The organism is Spiroplasma endosymbiont of Nomada ruficornis (assembly GCF_964030795.1).
Taxonomy (GTDB): domain Bacteria; phylum Bacillota_I; class Bacilli_A; order Mycoplasmatales; family VBWQ01; genus Spiroplasma_E; species Spiroplasma_E ixodetis_A.
The window spans coordinates 258,926-281,416 of record NZ_OZ034962.1 but is presented as its reverse complement, the minus strand read 5'-3'; the positions used below and the strand labels follow the sequence as shown (position 1 = coordinate 281,416).

The 22,491-nt window shown below is 24.1% G+C and carries 21 protein-coding genes, 2 tRNA genes and 1 riboswitch; of the genes, 4 read left to right on the top strand and 19 right to left on the bottom strand.

The window, feature by feature from the left end:
- Window positions 1-72 precede the first annotated feature (72 nt).
- Window positions 73-954 (top strand): DegV family protein, encoded by an 882-nt coding sequence (locus AAHM79_RS01665; protein WP_342257945.1) that lies wholly within the window; start codon window positions 73-75, stop codon window positions 952-954.
- Between the two features lie 50 nt (window positions 955-1,004).
- Here AAHM79_RS01665 and AAHM79_RS01660 read toward each other — a convergent pair.
- The 11 genes from AAHM79_RS01660 to AAHM79_RS01610 form a co-directional block, all read right to left on the bottom strand.
- A tRNA-Trp gene (locus tag AAHM79_RS01660) sits at window positions 1,005-1,079 on the bottom strand.
- Between the two features lie 59 nt (window positions 1,080-1,138).
- Window positions 1,139-1,600, bottom strand: a complete 462-nt coding sequence (locus tag AAHM79_RS01655; protein ID WP_252319930.1) for a Fur family transcriptional regulator — start codon at window positions 1,598-1,600, stop codon at window positions 1,139-1,141.
- Window positions 1,601-1,625: 25 nt separating this feature from the next.
- Window positions 1,626-1,880 (bottom strand): acyl carrier protein, encoded by a 255-nt coding sequence (locus tag AAHM79_RS01650; protein WP_174480328.1) that lies wholly within the window; start codon window positions 1,878-1,880, stop codon window positions 1,626-1,628.
- Between the two features lie 369 nt (window positions 1,881-2,249).
- Complete coding sequence (locus AAHM79_RS01645; protein ID WP_342257944.1) at window positions 2,250-2,414, bottom strand: hypothetical protein; 165 nt, start codon at window positions 2,412-2,414, stop codon at window positions 2,250-2,252.
- A gap of 1 nt (window position 2,415) precedes the next feature.
- Window positions 2,416-3,810, bottom strand: coding sequence for a hypothetical protein (locus AAHM79_RS01640; protein WP_342257943.1), 1,395 nt, complete (start codon window positions 3,808-3,810; stop codon window positions 2,416-2,418).
- A gap of 9 nt (window positions 3,811-3,819) precedes the next feature.
- Window positions 3,820-4,176 (bottom strand): MG284/MPN403 family protein, encoded by a 357-nt coding sequence (locus tag AAHM79_RS01635; protein WP_338958036.1) that lies wholly within the window; start codon window positions 4,174-4,176, stop codon window positions 3,820-3,822.
- A gap of 63 nt (window positions 4,177-4,239) precedes the next feature.
- Window positions 4,240-5,691, bottom strand: coding sequence for a proline--tRNA ligase (gene proS, locus AAHM79_RS01630; RefSeq protein WP_338958038.1), 1,452 nt, complete (start codon window positions 5,689-5,691; stop codon window positions 4,240-4,242).
- A 6-nt stretch (window positions 5,692-5,697) separates the two neighbouring features.
- A complete protein-coding gene (locus tag AAHM79_RS01625) occupies window positions 5,698-7,482 on the bottom strand; it encodes a hypothetical protein (RefSeq protein ID WP_342257942.1) in 1,785 nt (594 codons plus the stop codon).
- A 14-nt stretch (window positions 7,483-7,496) separates the two neighbouring features.
- Window positions 7,497-8,198: an acetyltransferase gene (locus AAHM79_RS01620; RefSeq protein ID WP_342257941.1), complete on the bottom strand. Its 702-nt coding sequence runs from the start codon at window positions 8,196-8,198 to the stop codon at window positions 7,497-7,499.
- Window positions 8,199-8,248: 50 nt separating this feature from the next.
- Window positions 8,249-9,772: a cardiolipin synthase gene (gene cls, locus AAHM79_RS01615; RefSeq protein ID WP_342257940.1), complete on the bottom strand. Its 1,524-nt coding sequence runs from the start codon at window positions 9,770-9,772 to the stop codon at window positions 8,249-8,251.
- A 101-nt stretch (window positions 9,773-9,873) separates the two neighbouring features.
- Window positions 9,874-9,964 (bottom strand) — tRNA-Ser (locus tag AAHM79_RS01610).
- A gap of 245 nt (window positions 9,965-10,209) precedes the next feature.
- On the opposite strand from AAHM79_RS01610, the gene AAHM79_RS01605 reads away from it, so the two are divergent.
- On the top strand, window positions 10,210-10,590 hold the full coding sequence (locus tag AAHM79_RS01605; RefSeq protein ID WP_342257939.1) for a helix-turn-helix domain-containing protein: 381 nt from the start codon (window positions 10,210-10,212) through the stop codon (window positions 10,588-10,590).
- Window positions 10,574-11,158, top strand: coding sequence for an IS30 family transposase (locus AAHM79_RS01600; RefSeq protein WP_342257938.1), 585 nt, complete (start codon window positions 10,574-10,576; stop codon window positions 11,156-11,158). The genes AAHM79_RS01605 and AAHM79_RS01600 overlap by 17 nt, the downstream gene beginning before the upstream one ends.
- Before the next feature lie 88 nt (window positions 11,159-11,246).
- On the opposite strand, the gene nrdE is transcribed toward AAHM79_RS01600, so the two are convergent.
- From nrdE to AAHM79_RS01575, 5 genes are all read right to left on the bottom strand, one after another.
- Window positions 11,247-13,853: a class 1b ribonucleoside-diphosphate reductase subunit alpha gene (gene nrdE, locus AAHM79_RS01595; protein WP_342257937.1), complete on the bottom strand. Its 2,607-nt coding sequence runs from the start codon at window positions 13,851-13,853 to the stop codon at window positions 11,247-11,249.
- 17 nt (window positions 13,854-13,870) lie between these two features.
- Window positions 13,871-14,890: a class 1b ribonucleoside-diphosphate reductase subunit beta gene (gene nrdF / locus AAHM79_RS01590; protein WP_252319910.1), complete on the bottom strand. Its 1,020-nt coding sequence runs from the start codon at window positions 14,888-14,890 to the stop codon at window positions 13,871-13,873.
- Window positions 14,891-15,046: 156 nt separating this feature from the next.
- A riboswitch (cobalamin riboswitch) is annotated at window positions 15,047-15,212 on the bottom strand.
- Window positions 15,213-15,402: 190 nt separating this feature from the next.
- Window positions 15,403-15,996 carry a dephospho-CoA kinase gene (gene coaE / locus AAHM79_RS01585; RefSeq protein WP_338958054.1) on the bottom strand — a complete coding sequence of 198 codons (594 nt, stop codon included), beginning with the start codon at window positions 15,994-15,996 and terminating at the stop codon, window positions 15,403-15,405.
- Window positions 15,997-16,006: 10 nt separating this feature from the next.
- Complete coding sequence (tsaD, locus tag AAHM79_RS01580) at window positions 16,007-16,945, bottom strand: tRNA (adenosine(37)-N6)-threonylcarbamoyltransferase complex transferase subunit TsaD (RefSeq protein ID WP_342257936.1); 939 nt, start codon at window positions 16,943-16,945, stop codon at window positions 16,007-16,009.
- Window positions 16,920-17,747, bottom strand: a complete 828-nt coding sequence (locus tag AAHM79_RS01575) for a purine-nucleoside phosphorylase (RefSeq protein ID WP_342257935.1) — start codon at window positions 17,745-17,747, stop codon at window positions 16,920-16,922. Before AAHM79_RS01575 ends, tsaD begins: the two co-directional genes overlap by 26 nt.
- A 309-nt stretch (window positions 17,748-18,056) precedes the next feature.
- On the opposite strand from AAHM79_RS01575, the gene AAHM79_RS01570 reads away from it, so the two are divergent.
- Window positions 18,057-19,007: an IS30 family transposase gene (locus AAHM79_RS01570; RefSeq protein WP_342257739.1), complete on the top strand. Its 951-nt coding sequence runs from the start codon at window positions 18,057-18,059 to the stop codon at window positions 19,005-19,007.
- An 89-nt stretch (window positions 19,008-19,096) separates the two neighbouring features.
- Here the strand turns inward: AAHM79_RS01570 and AAHM79_RS01565 are convergent, their stop codons facing one another.
- The 3 genes from AAHM79_RS01565 to AAHM79_RS01555 all read right to left on the bottom strand — a co-directional run bounded on the left by AAHM79_RS01565 (window position 19,097) and on the right by AAHM79_RS01555 (window position 22,295).
- Window positions 19,097-20,545: an MFS transporter gene (locus tag AAHM79_RS01565; RefSeq protein ID WP_342257934.1), complete on the bottom strand. Its 1,449-nt coding sequence runs from the start codon at window positions 20,543-20,545 to the stop codon at window positions 19,097-19,099.
- Between the two features lie 288 nt (window positions 20,546-20,833).
- The gene (locus AAHM79_RS01560) at window positions 20,834-21,271 is read right to left on the bottom strand and encodes a glycerophosphodiester phosphodiesterase family protein (RefSeq protein ID WP_342257933.1); all 438 of its coding nucleotides are present in this window, start codon (window positions 21,269-21,271) and stop codon (window positions 20,834-20,836) included.
- A 151-nt stretch (window positions 21,272-21,422) separates the two neighbouring features.
- Complete coding sequence (locus tag AAHM79_RS01555; protein ID WP_342257932.1) at window positions 21,423-22,295, bottom strand: hypothetical protein; 873 nt, start codon at window positions 22,293-22,295, stop codon at window positions 21,423-21,425.
- Window positions 22,296-22,491: the final 196 nt, after the last annotated feature.

Sequence of the window (22,491 nt, the reverse complement as noted above, 5' to 3'; positions counted from 1 at the left end):
CCATTTTTAAGTAAAAAATATATGTTATAATTTAATAAATAAGTAAAAAATATTATAGTTAGGGTGAGAAAATTGAAAAAAAAAATTGGTATTGTTGCTGATTCCTCTTCAGGATTTTCAATTAAAGATTTAAAAGAAATGAATATTGGATTTTGTCCATTATTAATCACTTTTAGTGATGATACAACTATTACTGATGACCCTAACATTCTAGAGGATGAAGAATTCTATAATAGAATAGTTCATAAAAAACAATCTGCCAAAACTTCGCAAACACCACTTGGTCAAATGAGTATAATTTGAGAAGATGCTTTAACTAAATTTGAAAAGATTATTTTTATTCCTTTATCAAAGGGGTTATCGGGTCAATATAACACTGCTACTATGTTATCAAAAGAATCTAATTTTAAAGATAAAGTTTTTGTTTTTGATAGTAATGGTGTTTCAGTTATTAACTGACTATTAGTTAAAAAAGCATATCAAATGTCACTTAACGAAAAAAATAATGTTAATGATATTATAGAAGCACTAAAATTAATAAGAGATAACTATATAGCATTTATTTTACCTTATGATTTAAATTATTTAGTTCGTGGTGGTAGAATTTCAAAATCAGCAGCATCCTTAGCTACTATGTTAAAAATAACTCCAATTTTATCTTTTGACGGAACCATTGATAAATTTGATAAAACAAGAACATGAGATAAAGCAATTAAAAATACTCTTAAAGAAATTAATAAAAGTAAAAAAATAGAAAGCATTACTCTCTTTTACATTATTCATGCTTTTGCTGAAGCAAAAGAAATAGAAAAAATTACAAAATTTGTTAAAGATTATGGCATTAAAAACGTCAAAACTATTAATTTAGCAAACGTAATTTGTGCTCATACAGGAATTGGAACCTTCAGTTTTGTTGCTTTTAATTTAGATAAAGATAAGTTACCAAAATTATAATAATAAAAAATTCACTTTTATGAGAAACATTTAAAAGTGATTTTTAATAATGGCAGGGGTGGCAGGACTCGAACCCACAACACTCGGATCTGAAGGCCGATGTTCTACCATTGAACTACACCCCTAAAATATTTAATTTAAATAGTACATGTTCAATTTTACGCGAAAGAAGTTTTAAGTTCAATTAAAATTTCATTTTTTTTATTTTTAATTCACATTTATCACAAATTCCATGAATTTCTAACTTATAATGTGAAAAATAAAAATTATTTTTAGTTGCTAATTTTTCAAGTTTTTCTTCTTGTAATGGTGAAATTTGTTGTTTATCTTCGAAAGAGGCATGAATAATTTTATTACAAAAATTACAAATAATATGAACGGTATTTTCTGATAGTTCATAAATTATTTGTTTTCCTTCAAAAACATTAGCATGAATAATATGTTCTGTCATTAATAAATCAATAGTATTATAAATACTCATAATATTAATATTATCATTACCTTCTTTTGTTAAAAAACTAATAATATCATTAATACTAACATGTTGCTTAAGCGTTAATACTTTAATAACTGCTTTACGAACATCAGTTAAACGATAGTCTTTATCTTTCAACTTTTGGATAATATTTTCAAAATTTTTATTCATACTAATCTCCTGATAAAATATAATATTACTTTTTTTTATTTTCAATTGCTACTAATCTTTCAATTTCATTTATTAAATCTTGAACTGTTTTTGTTTGTAAATCCAGTAATTTATTATCATTAATTTTTACATTATGTTTTTCTTCTATTTTAATAACAATCATTACTAATTTAAGAGAGTCAATTTTTACATCTTTAAATTTAGTTTTGGGTGTAATTTTTTCTTTAATTTCTGGATAATCTTTTTTAATAATTTGATGAATTTCACTTAAAATATCCATAAATTCACTCCTAATTTAAATCATTTTTATTAATAGTTATACTTAGTATAACATAGAGCATTAAATTTTATTTGTTATTTTAAAATATCATTCTAAATAATCTAGTTTTAAATTAGTATTATATTCAACTCATACAGCATTATTTAAAATATTAAAATGAAAAATAAAATTATTAATTTTTCATTGTGGAAATGTTTTAATAATTAACTTTAAAAATATGTATTGAAATAAATTTTGATTAAATTGTATTTTATATATAATCTGTGACTGATTTGCTAAGATAGTACTATTTTTATCTAAAATAATTGTAATACTTTCATTTAATTTTTTAATATCAATAGCTTCTACAACTATGTCTGGATTTAAATTTTATTTTTTATCATCTACGGTCTCTAATTCTAAATCATATTCTTTTACCATTTCATTTAAATTTTTATTAGTTGAAAAATTTTTGATAATAAAAAATAACATAATACTTAATGTAATAGTGATAGTAATAATTAAAATGCTAATTTGTAACCTACGTATAAACATTTTATACCTTTATTTGACTATGAATTAAATACTTATAATCAATAAAACTAAAGTTATCACTACTATAAAATTTTAATATTTCATTGTAAGTTAAACTAAAATTAGTGGTTGCCACTCAATTTTCACTATTATTTCTTATTAATTTTTTAATAAAAATAGAATGATATGGACCACCAATAATTGGTTCACTACTTTCTTCAATAAATTTTAAATTAATATCATATTTAAAAAAGGTTTGAAAATTAAATGGAATATTTATATTAAAGTGAAAACATTCAAATCTTGGTAAATCAAATTGATTTTTTCCTATTTCATCATTCAATACTATTTTATTTACAATGCTATTATAAATAGTACTATAAAATTCTAAATAATATTCATCAATATTTTTTTTATTACGTAATAAAAAAGCTGGTATTTTATTATTTTGATAAAATTTTGATAGATTTTCATTAATATTTAATGATGTATTTTGTTGTAAATCAAAATTATTATTAAATATTAATATTTTACGTAATATTGTTTCTTTATCATCATAATAACAATCTTTTACTTTTGGAAAATGTGATACTAGATAACGTTTTATTCTTATTGGCACTATATTTGCAGTATTAATATTATTACCAGAAAACTTAAAAACCTCATCTAATCTTGATTTTCCACCAACTATCATGTTCTTCATAATCTTTTTAGAAAAAATATGATAAAATCCTTTATCAGAGAAATTTGTCGTTAAAATAATGGGATTTTTAATTTCCAAATTAAAATTTGTTGTAATAAACATTTTTGGTTTAATTTGTAATTGATACTGTGGATTACTATTAAAGTAAAAACTAAGTGTTCCATAATTATGTTTATTATTAATATGACGAACTTGCTTTAAATTACTAGGTTTTTTACAATTAAAACTATAATTTAAAATATTTATATTATCTTTTTTAATTGCTATTGCTGGTAAAATTATCTTATAAGTTTTCATAACCATATGTAAAAAAGAAATATCAGCATATGGACCAAGTTTATTATTTTCAAGTAATTCTAAATATGAAGAAGTAAGAAATACTCACTTAATTGATTTAGATATCACAAGTTGTCCACTTGCTTGCTTAATATTACTATAATTCAAATCATATTTAAACGTTACATCGTCAAGTAATCCTTCACTTGGTTCTTTGTTAATATCAAAATCATAACTATATGCTTCTACAATTTGAAATTCAATATAATAATAACTGCTTTTTTGCAAAGTTTGGATCGGAAAACCAACCACTGTAAATATTGGAATTAAAAATAATTCTTTTTCATAAATGGGGCTGTTTTTTACATCACTCGTTAAATTCAGTTTTTGTTCTAAAAAACTACGCGAATTCAATAAATCAATACTATTAATATTCATTTTATATCCTTAAATTAAATATAAGTATAAAAAACGCTTAATAGTCGTTTTTTCTAATTTTTCATATTCTTTGATATGATAATATTTTTTTCATCAATTTTTATTTGATTTAACTAAGAACGTTCTAACAATATAACTATATTCATTTTTTGGTAATAATGCTAAAACTGTATCAACAATTTGCACATGTTTCTCATAATTTTTTAAATCTTTATTTATCGCTATCTTATTAGCATAGTGAACACTATCCTCTTTCAAAACATAATTTTCTTTAAAATTATTATTTGCTAATGTTAATTTTGCTTGTTCATATTTAACAAAAATAGCAGCAATTAGTTGCTTATCAGCACTTATTTGTTCTTTCATTATTATCACCTCAATAATAATTTAAATCTTTCCTCTATTTTATTTCTATTTAACTTACTAATTTTAATATGATCTTGCAAAATAAGTTCAGACACTATTAGGAGTTTGACACTTAAAACAATTACTTGGTTTTTTATACGGTTCTAAAGGAATACAACGTGATGTTGTACCAGTTAAACTTTTAATTTCTTCTTCACACTTTATTTGATCACAAAAAGGTACAATAAAGAAACCTTTATGAATTTTAACTAATTTATGATATTCATTGAAATCTGTTAACTCTTTTAAACTTGTATTTAATTTTTTTTGTGAATTATTAAATAAATCTTTATTTAATTTATTTAATTGATTAATAATAGTTGTTACTAATAGTTTTTCATTATTAATTTCAACATCAATAGTATCTAAATTATGACGTAAAATTAATTTAATTACTTGGTTTTCAATTTCTTGCTCACCAATTGCAATAGTAATTGGAATACCTTTAATTTGACTTTCACTTTTCTTATAAGAAAAACTTTTATTATCTTCATTTATTAATACTCGGAAATGAGAACTTAAAATTTTAAATATTCTTTCAACAATTATTTTAACTTTATCACTTTTAGGTGATAAATTTAAAAGCATAATCTGATGCGGTGCAATTGTAGAGGGCAATACTAAACCCAGATCATCGCTATGCGCCATAATTAAAGCACCAATTAATCTTGTCGATACACCTCATGATGTTTGATATCCTAATTCTTGTTTATTATCTTTATTACTAAATTTAATATTAAATACCTTTGTGAACTCTTGACCAAAATAATGACTAGTACCGGCTTGTAATGCTTGTCCATCTTGCATCATAGTTTCAATTGTATATGTCATTTTTGCCCCAGCAAAACGTTCGTGAATTGTTTTTGCACCAACAATAACTTTAATTGCTAATTGTTTTTCAACAAAATCAGCATACAACTTAATCATTTTTAATGTAAAGTTTTTTGCTTCTTCATCGTTATTATGCATTGTATGCCCTTCTTGTCATAAAAATTCACTAGTTCTTAAAAATGGTTTTGTATTTTTTTCTCATCTAACAACATTACATCATTGATTATATAATAATGGTAATTGTTTATATGAACTAATTATTTTTGAAAAATGACGACAAAATAAAACTTCTGAAGTAGGACGAATAATTAGTTCCTCTGATAATTGATTATTTCCAACTTTAGTTACAGTTGCACATTCTGGTGCAAAACCCTCAATATGATCTTTTTCAACTTGAAATGCTTTTTGACTAATTAAAAGTGGTAGCATTACATTTTCAATATTTAAAATTTTAAATCTTTGATTTAATAAATGTTGAATATTTTCTCAAATTGCATATCCGCGAGGACGAAAAATAATGGTACCGGCTGCTGAACCATTTTCTGCGCCATAATCACAAAGTTCTGCTTGCTTAATAACATCAGTATATCATTTGGCAAAATCAATCTCTCTTGCTGTAATATTTTTATTCTTTGCATTATTCATAATGATCTATTCACCTTTTGTTGATTGACTTTTATGTCACTTCCAATAATTTTGGTAATTTAAAGCATCTAGCACTTTATTTGCTTGTTCTGATTCTAATACTTTTCCTAGTAAATAGTCAACCTTTAATCCTTTTAAAACAATAATTTCAGAAACGTTAATAATACCACGAGCTAAAATATTTTTAATACCTAAAATTCTTAAATAATGCAAACAAATAATAACATCAATATATTTACTAAAACTAAAAGTAACTTGTTCTAATAAATTAGAAGTTAAAACTACATAATCAGGTTTAAAATGATTAATTAATTTAAAATTATCAATATGACGTAAATCATGAGTAAAAGAAATTTTTATTTTATTACTACGAATAGTTTTAATAATTGAATCATACTTATTCCAACTATTAATTTCACCAATATCTTGAAAATCAAAAATTAAATCACAATTTTCAAAAAGATTTTTTCTCTTATTAACAAGAGCAATTAACTTTGTTAAAATAGTTTTATCTTGTAACTCAATTAAACTAACAGGAAGAATAAGGTTTTTTTCTTGTTTTAATTTCGCAAATTTTTCAAATGTTTGAATAAATAAAGGCTCATTTACTTTTCACCACAATCCTGAATCTTGAATATTACGCATCAAAACAATAAACGAAACATAATAAGAATTTTTAACAAAATTTCATCAAGCATAGTAACAATTTGGCTCATTTGAATTATCACTTTTATATACTGGTCTAATACTAACACTTAATAATTTTTCCATTTGTTCTGATTGTAGAAGTGAATAATGATTATAATCGGGATAATTTAAAATATCATTTGTCTTCAATTTGATTTCAATTAAGTCTCTACTTTGTACTACTTCTAATTGATTCTTATCAATAATTTTATTATATAATATATAGACATTTGAAGCATCAGTTTTTACTGAAGCATAAACACATAATATTTGACTTTGAATCTGCAAATAACTACTTTTTTCTACTAAATTACGTTTAATATAACTATTTATTTTTTTTTGGAATCGATATAAATTTATTTTCTTATTTCTAGAATAAATTAAAAACTGACCATCATAATATTTACAAATAATAGTATTATCTAATCCTAAAGTTATTTTACTATAATATGAAATTAATAATTCCATTCGTTCAATATTATTAACAGTTAAAATATTTTCTAATGCTAAATAATTTTTTATTTTTATTAAAATCATATATTCAAATTGACTATTTATTTTTTTATTATATTTTTTTTGACTAAAATTATCTAAAATAGTTTGTACAAAAACTGACTTTACCACTGTTAACTCATTTTGTTGTAAAATAATTGCTTGTGAAATAGCAAAACGATTATAACGAATATTACTTTGCATTTGACCATACAAAACTTTATTATTATTATCAAAATAATCAATTGATAAATCATAAACAATAACTTTACTTCCTAATTGAAAGGAAACAGAAAAATGACACGGCTCAAATGGAACTTTATTCACTAATAAATCTTGAATAAAAATTTCAATTTTTACTTTAGTTTTACGATTCATCATTGATTTAAATACAAACAATGAAATTCGTTTTTTACGATTTAAAACTTCTAAGCGTTCAGAAAAAGTAATGATTTCATTTTTTAAATCAATTTTCAATGGAACTAAACTTAACAAATCACCATGGATAAGATTATAATATTGATTATTACGATGATTTAAACGTATAAATAAAATAATTATTATTGTCATAAAAGGAATTAAAGCAATAATTACAATTGCAGATCAACGCATAATTTTACCTCCATTTAATCAGAGCCTAAAGTAATATTACCATTATTTCCTTGGAAAAGTTTTAACTTTAGTCTTTGATTATCAATATATAATTTAGCTAAACGAAACATTTTGCGATCTTTAACCAAAATTCAATCAATAGCTTCAACAGGAATTGTTTCGTATATTTGAACACGATTAGTATCAACATTTAAACCTCAATCTTTAGTAGTGCTTTGAAATAGTTTATTAATATCAACAGAAATAATAGCTATTTTATTAACATCAACATTTTGCTCTGCACATCACTTTCAAAAAAAATGACGTGTTGAATTACCTAACTCTAATTCTAAATAAGTAGCATGTTCTAAATAAGTTCAAACAATATATTCTTGCTTTGGCAATAATTTAATTTGTGAAGAAGGTTTAATTCCTTGTTCTAATATTAAAGTAATATTACTAACATCAGTATAAAAAAATAAGTTAAAAATATTTTTATTTTCTAAATGTTTAATAATTTGAATAGTTGATCTTCTTCTAAAATTTAAAAAAATATTATTACGTTTTTTATTATTCGTTGAAGTAGAAGATTTATTAGATTTTTTTTGTTTTTTAAACCTATTAAAAAAAGGAGTTTTTTTTTCATTGTCTTCTGATAATTTAGAAATATCCAAATTAGGTTGATTTTCATCACTAAAATATTCTTTAATTTTTTTAATTCGTCGACTTCAACCCATAAATTATGACCACCTTATTATTAATATTTACCTAATTATACTAAATTTTTTTAAAATAATGGTGCTAAAATTCTAAGCAATAATAAAAATACACCCCGATAGGCAAAACTACGATGTAGTAGTGGATTACTAATAATTAAACTAGAATGAATAAAATCTTTTTCAAATGAAGCAGATAAATCACTATTTGTTTTACTATCATAAACAATTACTAAAGTTTGATGATCTGAATAAAGACTACGATAATCAAGATTAGTTGAACCAATAATAGTAATATCATCATCAAAAATACCAGACTTAGAATGGTTAAAAACATTATTATATTCGTAAATTTTAACACCTGACTCAATCAATGAATCATAATAAGTTCTTGACATGTCTAATGATAAAAATTTATCAGTAATTCCGGGTAATGATAATCTAACATCAACACCAGAATAAGCACTATTACGCAATGCAGTAATTAAATCGCTAGTTGGAATTAAATAAGGAGTACTAATTCAAACTCGCTTTTTAGCATTACTAATAAATTTAATAAATAAATCTTTTTGAATTGTTTCTTTAGTAATAGGTCCATCATCAATTACTTGGACAATAATATTATTTTTAATTTTTATTTCAGATTTTTCAGCACTAATATCAAGAATATTACCAGTAATAAAATGCCAATCTTGTCTAAATATTAAATCAATTGATTTAACAGCTTCCCCAACAATTCTAATTTGGGTATCTCTTCAAAAGCCATACTTTGCAGAAAGATAAATATAGTTATCTGCTAAGTTAACTCCACCAGCATAGCCAATATTCCCATCAATAATAATATCTTTACGATGATTACGAAAATTATAATTTCCTGTCATAAATGGTAATCTAACTGGTGAAAATTTATTAATAATAATTCCCATTTTTTTCATTTTTCATATTTTATATTTTGATAAACTAAAATATGAACCAACAGCATCATAAATCATATAAACTTTAACTCCCGCTTCAATCCTTGCTTTTAAAACATTAATAATTACTTCTAATAGCTCCCCTTCACCAAGAATAAAATAATTAATAAAAATATAACTTTTTGCTTGTTTTAAATCTTCAATTAATTTAACAAATTTATTAGGACCATTATTTAAAATTTGAACATCAGTATTATTATAAAATGGTCGATGAGAAATTCTTGTTGTATAGTTAAATAAAGATAAAGTATCTTCACTCAAAGTTATTTTTTTTGATTCTAAAATTGAATTAGCAAAAGTTCAATCTTCTTGGGTATAAAAATAACTATTTGTTTTTAAATAAGCTTTTTGTTTTCGTCGATAACGATAAGGACGACCAAAAGTTCAATATAAAAAAATACCGATGATTGGCAAACATAAGGTAACCATAATTCATGATAGTTTTGCATCTTGCATACGATTGGTAATGAAAATAATAATACCAGTTAAAATAGTTAAAGTAATAATTATCATCAAAATAATTCATGAATATTTAATATAATTAAATATAACAAAAACTATTGTTGCAATCAAAGCAATATATAAGATTAATGATAAAAGTAAGTTTACTCGTTTACGCATGATTTCTCCTTAATATAAAGAGTTCTTTATTAAATTATATCTAATTATTAATAAATTTATTATTTAAAAGTAAAAAAAAGCAATTAATGCTTTTTAAATAATGGCGGAATGGGAGAGATTCGAACTCTCGCGACAGTTTCCCGTCCTAACTGATTAGCAATCAGTCCTCTTCAGCCTCTTGAGTACCACTCCAAAGTTATAATAATTATTTTTTTTACAATTATTATTATAACTTTAATTTTAAAATTTACTATGTATTTTTTAATTTTTTTTTAAAAATCCTATATTCCAAAATAAAATTTCACTATTTTTTAAATTAAATAAATAATATATGCTGAATTATACTTGTAAGTGCAAGTAAATAAAATTGCAAAAAATTCTCATATAAAAATTTCATAATGCTAAATTTAGTTTAGAAAAAAGTAAGGAGTTTTTATATGAGTTATAAACATCTTGGCATAGATGAAAGGATTTATATTGAGAATCAATTGAAATTTAAATTTAAAATTAGTGAAATAGCTAAAAATCTTAATCGAATTATTAGTACTATTATTCGAGAAATTAATAGAAATAAAGATAATAATCATTATTTTTCATTAATTGCACAAAATAAAGCTGAAAATCGAAAACAATCACATATTAGTTTTCATAAGTTTAAAAATAAGAATTTAGTAAAATATGTACAACAAAAATTACTATTAGGTTGATCATCTGAACAAATTTATGGCAGAATTAAAAATTTTCATAAAGAGTGAGTTATTAGTTTTAAAACAATTTATACTTGAATTTATTTTGGAATGCTTGATACAGTTAAGTAAAAATTTAAGAAGAAAAGGTAAAAAACGAAAATCTAAAGAAAATCGTGGCAAGTTTAATGGTAAATCAATTAAAGAACGAGATATAAATGTTAATGATCGTATAACACTTGGTCATTGAGAAGGAGATACTATAGTATCATCACGAGGTAAAAGCAAATCATGTTTAATAACTTTAGTTGAAAGAGTATCACGATTTACTTTAGCAATATTATTTAAAAACAGAAATACTAAAGTTATTAATAAAAATGTCAGTTATTATTTATCAATTCTTCCTAAAAACATTGTTAAAACTATTACTTTTGATCGTGGCAAAGAATTTTCAAATTGACAACAACTTGAAAAAAATTTAGATGTAAAAATTTATTTTGCCAATCCATATTCACCTTGACAAAGAGGTACTAATGAAAATACTAATGGTTTAATTAGAGAAAAATTTCCTAAAAAATTTATTTTTTCAAAAACTAATAAAAATGAAGTTCATAAATTTATATTGTCTTTAAATCAAAGACCGAGAAAAATACTAAATTATCTTTCACCAATCGAATATTTGGATAGAAAAATAATTTAGTTGCACTTACCTTTACAATTTAGCATATTACTAAATTTGTTACAAATTTATTTTTTACTTGAAACTACTATTCAATAATCTAATTAATTTATACAACACAAACATTACATTGATAATTTTCACTATCCTCTAAAACCTCTTGACGAATACGAACATAATAAATTGATGAACAACCTTTTTTAAAGGCTCTAATATAAGCTTTATTTAAATCACGAGTTGTCGCTTTATCAGTAATAAATAAAGTTAAAGAAATTGCTTGATCAACGTGCTGTTGTGCAGCTGCTACAATATCAATAATTGGATTAGGACCTAATTCATATCCACCTTCAGTGTAATATGATAAATTATTATCATCAATCTTATAAGCAGGAACATAAACACGACCTAATTTCCCTTCTTTTCGTACCTCAACAGGAGCGACTACCGGTTGTAGACTTGGTGTACACGAAGATAAATAACTAATTGAACCAGTGGGTGCTACTGCCATTAAATGTGAATTAGCCAATCCCGTTTCTTTAATTTTTATTACTAATTCTTTTCATTGCTTCTGAGTTGGAATCATAATGTTATATTTTGTAAATAATTCTTGTATTTTTTTTGTTTCAGGAGTTCATTTATCTGACTGACATTTTATGTATTTATCAAAATATGAACCATCAGCAAATTTTGAATTTTTAAATCCACCAAAACTTCCAAATTTTAATGCTAATTTATTTGAAGCACTAAAAGCATGATAAGCCATAACATAAAAGAAAATATTAGTAAAATCAATTGCTTCTTTTGAATCATAAAAAATATGATTTGTTGCTAAAAATCCATGTAAATTCATAGCGCCTAAACCCAAAGCATGATTTTTTTTATTTCCATATGCAACTGACGGAGCACTAGAAAAATCACTACTTCTTGATACGTGGTCTAATGAATGAATTGCTTGAAAAATAACCTCACCAAATTCACTTCCACTTTCCATTACTTTTGCAATATTAATACTTCCTAAATTACAACTAATATCTTCACCAATTTCTTTAAAACTTAAATCACTATTAAATTCACTAGCTGTACTTACTTGAATAATTTCACTGCACAAATTACTCATAACAATTCTACCGGGATGAGCATTATTTTTATTTACTGTATCATCAAATAATAAATAAGGATATCCACTTTCAAAATGTAATTCAGCAATCATTTGAAATAATTTGCGAGCACTAATAAAATTTTTACTAATTTCAGGGTTTTTTAACATATTATAATACTCTTTAGTAATAGAAATATCTGTCATTGCTTTACCATAAACTTTTGCAATATCATAAGGACTAAAAAGTGCCATCTGTTCATTGTTTTTTGCTAATTCAAAAGTAATATCAGGAATAACTACTCCTAAAGACATTGACTTAATACGAATTTTTTCATCTGCATTTTCACGCTTTGAATCTAAAAATAACATAATATCTGGATGATGAACATTTAAATAAACTGCCCCAGCACCTTGTCTTTGACCTAATTGATTAGCATATGAAAATGAATCTTCAAGAATTTTCATAACTGGGATAACGCCTGTTGCTTGATTTTTAATATTTTTAATTGGAGCTCCAAATTCTCTTAAATTTGTTAAACACAAAGCAACTCCACCACCACGTTTTGATAACTGTAATGAAGTAGTAATAGCGCGAGCAATTGATTCCATGTTATCTTCAATTCGTAAAAGATAACATGAAGTGTATTCACCTCTTTGTTTTTTCCCTGCATTTAAAAATGTGGGAGTAGCTGGTTGAAATCTACCAGACATAATTTGTCTTAAAATTTTACTAGCATGTTCAATATTACCATCAGCGAAAAATAAACTATTCATAACAACTCTATCTTCATAATTTTCTAAATATTGTTTACCATTAAAACTTTTTAAAGCATAAGAATTATAAAATTTTAAAATACCCATAAAACTCGTAAACTGATAATTAAAACTGTATGCTTCATTTGTTAATCGTTCAATTTCCGTAATTGAATATTTATTAATTATTGTTTCATCATAATATTGATTTTTTACTAAATATTCTATTCTTTCTTTAACGGTTTTAAAAAGCAATAAATTTGGTTTAATATGATTTTTCATATAAGATTGTGCTGCTTGCAAATCAAATTGTGCATTATTAGTAGTTTTTGCTCTAGCATTTAAAGTAACATATTCATCACTTTCTAAAGTTCCAGATAAAGTATTTATTTCATTGGTATTTTTTTTATCTTTATCTCAAAAATCTACTAATATATTTTTTATTGTTGATACATCATTATTAGTTCCTAATAATTCAAATTGAAATAATAGTGGGACATTTAATTTTTTTGAAAGAATTGGCCCGGCAATTGCAAAAGTATCACCAAAATTAGTATTCCCCGACGCAATAACACCACGACAAAAATTACGATTTTGCTTATTATTTAAAAATTTAATTACCTGTTTAGGAACCGCCCCTTCTTTAATATCACCACCCCCACTATATGTTGGTGTTATTAACACATAATCTTTATCAACTAAAATTTCCTCTTGTAAATCGTGAGGAATTCTTGAATTTAAAACCTCTAATTTTTGAATAAAACGATGAGTATTATTTGACAAAGAAGAAAAATAAACAACATGAATTTTTCCCTCTGGCTTTAATATTTTTTGGTTTGAAACTTTGACAACATCATTATGCATTTTTTTCTCCTTTAAAATTAAAATTCTCAATCTTCATCTTGCGTTTCTACAGTAATGCCCATTACATAAGATGAACCATTACCTGAAAAGAAATCGTGATTTTCATCAGCTCGAGCTGATAATTGATTAAAAATTTCTGGCTTAATTCTTGTTTGTTCTTCACTAAAAGGTGAATCATATCCTAAATTTTGTAAAAACTTACCAGCATTATATAAACTAAACTTAATAGCATCTTCAGCTAAATTAAATTCTTGATATAATTCTGTTAGATATTGCTTTTCTAAATCAATTAATTTAAACAATAAATCAAATACAAATTTTTTCATTTCTTCTTGTTTTTCTTTTGGTAACTTTTCAACTTTTCTTTGATATTTATAGCCACTATAATAATTATGAATAACTTTATCACGTAAAATTAATCTAATAATATCTGAAGTATTAGGTAATTTACTACGAGCAGATAAATAAAATGGTAAATAAAAACCACCATATAATAAAAAACCTGGCATTAAAGCGGCAGCTACTTTGGATTTTAAAGGATCATCACTTGTATAATAAGGAATTAGTGCACGTGCTCTGGCTTGTAAACTTTCATTATTAATTACTCATTCATGAGCAGATTCAATCTGCTCACTAGAACATAAAGTTGAAAAAATTGTTCCGTATGATCGAGCATGAACTGCTACCATAAAAGCAAAATTTGTGTAAATAACTTGTTCATGATCAGTTAAAGAATTAGGTATTTGTGCGATATCACCAACTGTTGCCTGAATTGTATCTAATAAAGTTAAACCTGTAAATGTTCTTGTTATTAACTCTTGTCATTTTGGATTTAATGTTTTTCAAGAAGTTAAGTCATTAGAAACAGGAATTTTTTCTGGTAACCAAAAATTTTGAGTAATACGGTTTCAAACCTCTAAATCTTTTTCATCATTGATTACATTTCAATTTACAGACCGCATTTTTCCATTAAAATTTTTCATAATATATTCTAATGGTGACTGTGATTGTTGAAAATATTTGTTATCTTTTGCCATTTATTATTACCCCTCTACTTAATTACACAACTAAAACATCCCCTATATTATATAAAGGATGTTGTCATTATTAAAAATTACTTTATTAAAATTACAAATATTAAAAAATAAAAGCAATTATTAAAAATAATCATTAATTCACACCCAGGAATATAATATTACTTAAAAAATTAGACCGGTCTACTGGCTTAGCTTCATTTTACTTGTTACCCTTCTCAAAGTTTTATCTTCAATGGTTTTGTAACGTTAATCAACATCACAGTTGCTGGGGCAGCAAAGAATTCTCATCTTTTTCCCGAACATCTAAAGTTCCTTGTTATTTAGTTGTATAAATATTCTACTACAAGAAAAACAATTTTGGTAATTTATAAATACATTACTATGTATTTTTTTAACCTCAACTATTTTAAAATTATTCTTAATTTTTTTATTATGAAAATTTTCATTTTAATATACAAAAATAATTTAATATATTTTACTATTGTTTTTTAAAGTAAAAAAAACATTAATCTCTATACTTTATTTGTTAATAACTTTTTTTCAACTTTTTGTAATTGTTTAATAAAATCATTAATAGTACCGTTATTTTTAACAATAAAATCAATATCTTTATTTAAAATTAAATATTTTTTTTGTTGATTTAATAATGAAATAACTTGTAAATCATTAACATTATCACGTTCTTTTATTCGTTGGATTTTTTTATCTTCCTCAGCCTCAATTAAAAGAATTTTATCAACTAATAAATTTAAATTTGCATTAAATAATACTGCACAATCAATAACAATTAATTCTTGGTGTATTTTATTACGAATAATATCTTCTTCAACAATTTTTATCATTTTTGGTCAAATAATATTTTCTAATTTACGTAAAATATGAGGGTGTTGAAATGCTTCATACCGTAATTTTATTTTATTAATTGTTTTATCATTATTAATAAAAGTATCACCGAATTCATTAATTAATGCTTTTTTTGTTTCTTTTAGTGTATAAATATGTTTAACAATTTTATCAACAAAAATAACATACGCACCTTTATTTTGAAAAAAATTTGTAGCAGTTGTCTTACCTACTCCCGCTTCACCAATAATACCAATAATCATGAGTTCACCCTTACTTATGTTCAATTTGATAACTTGCAAGAATACCAATCATTGCTGCATTATCAGTACAGTATTCTAATTTTGGAACAATTATTTTTAAATTTGGATATTTAATTTTTAAATCTAATACTGCTAATCTTAATTGCTGATTAGCACTAACTCCTCCTGCTAAAACTAAAGTTTTTGGATTATGTTTTTTTAATGCTAATTCAATTTTATTAATCAATACTTGAATAACTGTTGTTTGAAAAGAAGTTGCAAAATTATTAAATTGTAACTTACCTTTTTCTTTATTTATCAAATTAGCACAGGCTGATTTTAAACCACTAAAACTAAAATCTAAACTATTATCATTTTTAGTTAATGGTAATTTATAAGTTGGCTTTCCCAATTTAGCACTTCGTTCAATTTCAGGACCACCCGGATATTTTAAACCTAACATTCTTGCAACTTTATCATAACATTCACCAACAGCATCATCTAATGTTTGACCAAGTATAGTGAAATTTAAATGTTCATTTGCCAACATCAACTGTGTATGACCACCACTAACTAATAAACCAAGTACTAGAAATTCTCATTCATTATTAATTAAAGAAGCATACAAATGTCCATACAAATGATTACACGGAAGCAATGGCTTTTCTAAATAAGCAGCAATAGTTTCTGCTATAATTTTACCTACGTGTAAACAACTAGCCAGACCAGGAGTATTAGTATAAGCAACAAAATCAATATCCATAATTGAAATGTTAGATTTTTCAATTGCTGTTTGTAAGACAGTAGCAATATTTTCACTATGAGCTCGTGCTGCTAATTCTGGAACAACACCACCATATTGTTGATGAAGCTTAATTTGTGAAGCAATAATATTACTTAAAACCTTTTTATCTTTAATAACAGCAACACTAGTTTCATCACAACTAGTTTCTATCGCTAAGATTATCATCAATATCCTCTTCTTTATAATAAGCAACTGCTGATTCTAAAGCTAAAATCATCATTTTTTTAAAACTAGTTTCGCGTAATGCTGCTGAAATTGATTCACCGGTAATAAAAGAATCAGAAATTGTTAATAAACAAGCCGCATTTTTTTCTAAATGTTTTGCATTAGCAAATAAGGCAAAAGATTCCATTTCTACTGCTAAGCATTTACTAATTAAAGGATTAGTTTTATAATCATTATCATTAATACGATAAAATACATCACTTGAATGAATTAAACACGATCTTAAATTTATTTTTTCACTTACTATATACGAAGAATTTTCATTTTTTTGCTGATCAAATTCATTATCAATTTTTTGTGCCACTTTATTAATAATTTTGCTAATATTACCAACAGATTCAATTTGATTTTCATCAATATTAGCAGCATATTTAGCGAAAGTAGATTCACTATATACTTTAGTAGTATTAATAATATCATAAACTTTAACATCTTTTTGATATGAACCAGCGCTACCAACACGAATAATACAGTCAACATCATAAAATTTAAATAACTCATATGAATATATACCAATTGAAGGCATACCCATACCACTAGCAGCAATAGTAATATTATATCCTTTATATTTTCCAGTAAACATTAACATATTACGAACATTATTTACTTGTTTTCAATCTTGTAAAAAATTAGAAGCAATAAATTGAGCACGTAATGGATCACCTGGCATAATTACTACTTTTGCAATTTGATCACGAGCAGCTTTGATATGAGCTGTTGGAATTTTTTCTTTATTTTCCATATATTCTCCTTTTTTTAAATAATAATAGTTATTATAATACATTGTTAATTTAGTAACAACATTAATATTTTTAATGACTAGTTTTTTATTTTAAAAATTAAATTTAATTTTATAACTTTTCATACTAATTAAAGAAAATAAAAAATATTCTAAAAAAAGTTTAATCAACACCTTTTTTAGTTTTTTAGTATAATTTATTAAAACTGCTGAATTATACTTGTAAGTGCAAGTAAATAAAATTGCAAAAAATTCTCATATAAAAATTTCATAATGCTAAATTTAGTTTAGAAAAAAGTAAGGAGTTTTTATATGATTTATAAACATCTTGGCATAGATGAAAGGATTTATATTGAGAATCAATTGAAATTTAAATTTAAAATTAGTGAAATAGCTAAAAATCTTAATCGAATTATTAGTACTATTATTCGAGAAATTAATAGAAATAAAGATAATAATCATTATTTTTCATTAATTGCACAAAATAAAGCTGAAAATCGAAAACAATCACATATTAGTTTTCATAAGTTTAAAAATAAGAATTTAGTAAAATATGTACAACAAAAATTACTATTAGGTTGATCACCTGAACAAATTTATGGCAGAATTAAAAATTTTCATAAAGAGTGAGTTATTAGTTTTAAAACAATTTATACTTGAATTTATTTTGGAATGCTTGATAAAGTTACTAGTAAAAATTTAAGAAGAAAAGGTAAAAAACGAAAATCTAAAGAAAATCGTGGCAAGTTTAATGGTAAATCAATTAAAGAACGAGATATAAATGTTAATGATCGTATAACACTTGGTCATTGAGAAGGAGATACTATAGTATCATCACGAGGTAAAAGCAAATCATGTTTAATAACTTTAGTTGAAAGAGTATCACGATTTACTTTAGCAATATTAGTTAAAAACAGAACTACTAAAGTTATTAATAAAAATGTCAGTTATTATTTATCAATTCTTCCTAAAAACATTGTTAAAACTATTACTTTTGATCGTGGCAAAGAATTTTCAAATTGACAACAACTTGAAAAAAATTTAGATGTAAAAATTTATTTTGCCAATCCATATTCACCTTGACAAAGAGGTACTAATGAAAATACTAATGGTTTAATTAGAGAAAAATTTCCTAAAAAATTTATTTTTTCAAAAACTAATAAAAATGAAGTTCATAAATTTATATTGTCTTTAAATCAAAGACCGAGAAAAATACTAAATTATCTTTCGCCAATCGAATATTTGGATAGAAAAATAATTTAGTTGCACTTACCTTTACAATTTAGCAAAAGAATCTTTAATATACTATTTTCAAGTTTTATAAAATATTATCATTTAATTTAATTAAATAATTAAACGTTTCCTAACTCACGAAAACGAAATGAAGTTTTATTTAGTTTCTTTAACTCTCGTTTATTTAAAATATAAATAATTATTCCGGCAATTAAACCAACTAAAACACAAACGATAGCAATAATTAATAAAATTTGAATTCCCTGCAATGAATAATTTCGATGACCATCAACCACATAAGAATTATTTGGCAATTTTCCAATGGCTGAAGCAACATAATTAAATCAAGCATCTGGAGTAAAAGCAATTCAGGAAATTAATGATATTGTACTAGCATAACTATTTTTTTCCATTGGTAATTCTCCAACTTGAACAAATCTCAACGTCAATAATGCTCAACCTACACAACCAATAAACATAAAAAGTAAACACATTATAACTTGAAATAAAATTTGAACTGCTTTTGATGACTGTAAAAATCAAGCATTACCTCAACCAGGGATAACTACATATAAAGAACATGCAATCATTCCAACTAATAATAAAAATATTAAACCCAAAACGCAAGACTTTCACTTATCAGCTCAACGACCAATTGGACTAGCAACTAAAAATCTTAAACCATATGAACGAATTCCACCAAGAATAGTTACTACAACAACAGTAACACCAACTTCTGTTAAAGCATCTTTCATATAATATGCAAAAGTAGACTGGAACATGTACATTCCCAAAACAAAAATACCACGAAGTCAAACTCGCAAAAATTTCATTGGTTGAAATAGTGAAATTATTTTTTCTTTTCAAATAATTTCTGTTTCTTCACGTTTTTTATTAGGAATAAATATTCAAACTAATAATGCCATTATAAGTACCATACCACAAATAAAATAAGCAAAAACTAAAAATGGTATTTTTGTAATAAAATCATTTTGACCATACTGATTTTGTAAATTTTTAGTTAAAATTGTTATTCCTGTTGCAATTCCAGCAATAAAAATTAAACCAAATAATCCCAAAACTGTGCCTTCAAGACCATAAGCAACCCCTTGTTGTTCTTTTGTTACATTCTGTGATACTAATTTTCAAAGTGGTGCTCAAAAAAGTCCGGCAATCGAAATACCCCATATTGTATAAATAATATACAATTGAATCATTCGTATATTTTTATCCATATTAAGTTGAATTATTAATGTTCATCATAAACCACATAATCCAGTTATTATAAGTGATACTATCATTATTTTTTTTGCACTAAAACGATCAGTAAGTCAACCGCCTGGAATTCTAGAAATAAGAGCAACAAAACCATAAATAGCAACAACAAAATCAAACTCATCTTGATTTAAATTAATATACTGATTAAAGTTAGGAATAATATATCGTAAATAAAGTACTCCACTAAAAACAAATAAATCAGATAAAGCTAAAATGCTAATAATCAAAATAGTTTTATTATCCAAGTTGTGCGTAAAACTTTTTCAACATTTACTTAAAAATATCTTCATTATTTATTTTTCTGCTTTCATAATAATTTAGGATTATCACTAATATAGCCAGCTACTTGATTACCATAGATTTCATTTATCTTCACAGCTTCTTCATCACTCTTAAATGTTCATATATTTAACGGTTTTTTTAATTTTTTAACTTACTAATCATTTCAAAATCTAAAACTACGGAAATTGAAGGATGCAAATAATCAAAGTTTTTAATATACCTTTCACTAAAATCATTTTTATTTTCAATTAAATAACCTTTTTTCATAGGATATTTAATTCTTTTAACAATTTCGTTTAATAACTGGTGATTAAATGAAGAAACAATAATTTCAGCTTTACTTTTTTTTCTAATTTTTTAATTTCTGAAAAAATAACCATTAGTTGATTTGAGGTATATTTACGATTAATTTCTTCTTTAATTTCAACATTAATCATTTGATAATTTTTACTTAATTTTTCAATAAAATCATTAAATAATGGTGGAATTCATTCTTTATTATTTTTAAAAAATTCCAAATTAATAATTTCTTCATATAATAAACTACTAACCTCACTTTTATTATTAGCAATTCTTTCAAATGTATCATCATGAAAAATAATTACTTTATTATCTTTTGTTAATCGAATATCAAACTCTACTGCTTGGCAAATTTTCAAAGCATTTTGGAAATCAATGATTCGATTTTCACCTTCTGTAGAACGAAATCCACGATGTGCCACTAATAATTCCATAAAATAAACACCCCCAATATTCCTATACCTAATTATTTTACACTAGACTTGTTTTGTAATTAAAAAAGTACTTTGTGTTTCCCAAAAATTCAACTATAAAATTTTATTTTTTTAAGTTTAAGTAAAAATTAACAATTAAAAATAAATTTAATTAAGGAATAAGTGTCGTTACTGAATTATAATCATAAATATCACTATCTAAATTACTTACAAATAGAATACTATTATTTCATTCAAAGTTTTGTTCTGCTATTTTTTCACTAAGTAACAATTGTTCAATAGATTTATCTAATAAATTTAATTGATCTAATTCTAAATTATTTAATACATCTTTTATAACTTGTTCACCACACATATCATCAAAAATTAAATTAGATGACAAATTTTCACTACTTAGTACCGAACTTTGTTCTTCATTAGCCATATATTCAAATTCTGCTTCCTCTAACAACTTATCTAATTCTGTTTCTTGTGGTTCTGAATAAAGTTGTAATTCTAAAACATCTCATGCAATATTTTTTATTTGTTCACTACACATATCATCACAATTAAAACTGCTTAAATCAAAATTTTGTTTTGAACTAAAAACATAACCAGATTGTAATTCTCTTTGTTTTTGCTTTTTTTCCTTATTAAGTTGATATCTCTTTTTATCATACTCTCTTCTCCTTGCTTTTACTTCGGGTTTTTGATCATATTCTCGTTTTCTTGCTTTTACTTCAGATCTTTGTTTATATTCTCGTTGCCTTTCTTTATTGCGTTGATATCATAATTTACTATTTTTTAGTTCCAGTTCTTTATTAAGCTGATAACATTTTTTTCTATATTCTTGTTGCCTTTCTTTATTGCGTCAATATCATAATTTACTATACTCTCGCTGTTTTTCTTTAATAAGCTGATATCTTTTTTTATCATATTCTCTCCTCCTTACTTTCACTTCAGGTCTTTGCTTATATTCTTGTCTTTTTTCTTTATTTTTTTGAAATAAATAAGGTACATTAATAACTATACTTTCATTATCCATATTCTTTGCTCCTCCTATAAACATAATTAATTAAATTTAATTTAAACTTTTACCACATTTTTTCTATCTATCAAAAATTATATTTATTTTTTTTGATAAATAAAACTGTATTATTGCAATTTTTTTCAAATTCTTAATAAAATAAAAAATTTTATAGTATAAAATACCCATAAAATTTTTTATTTTATTATATTTT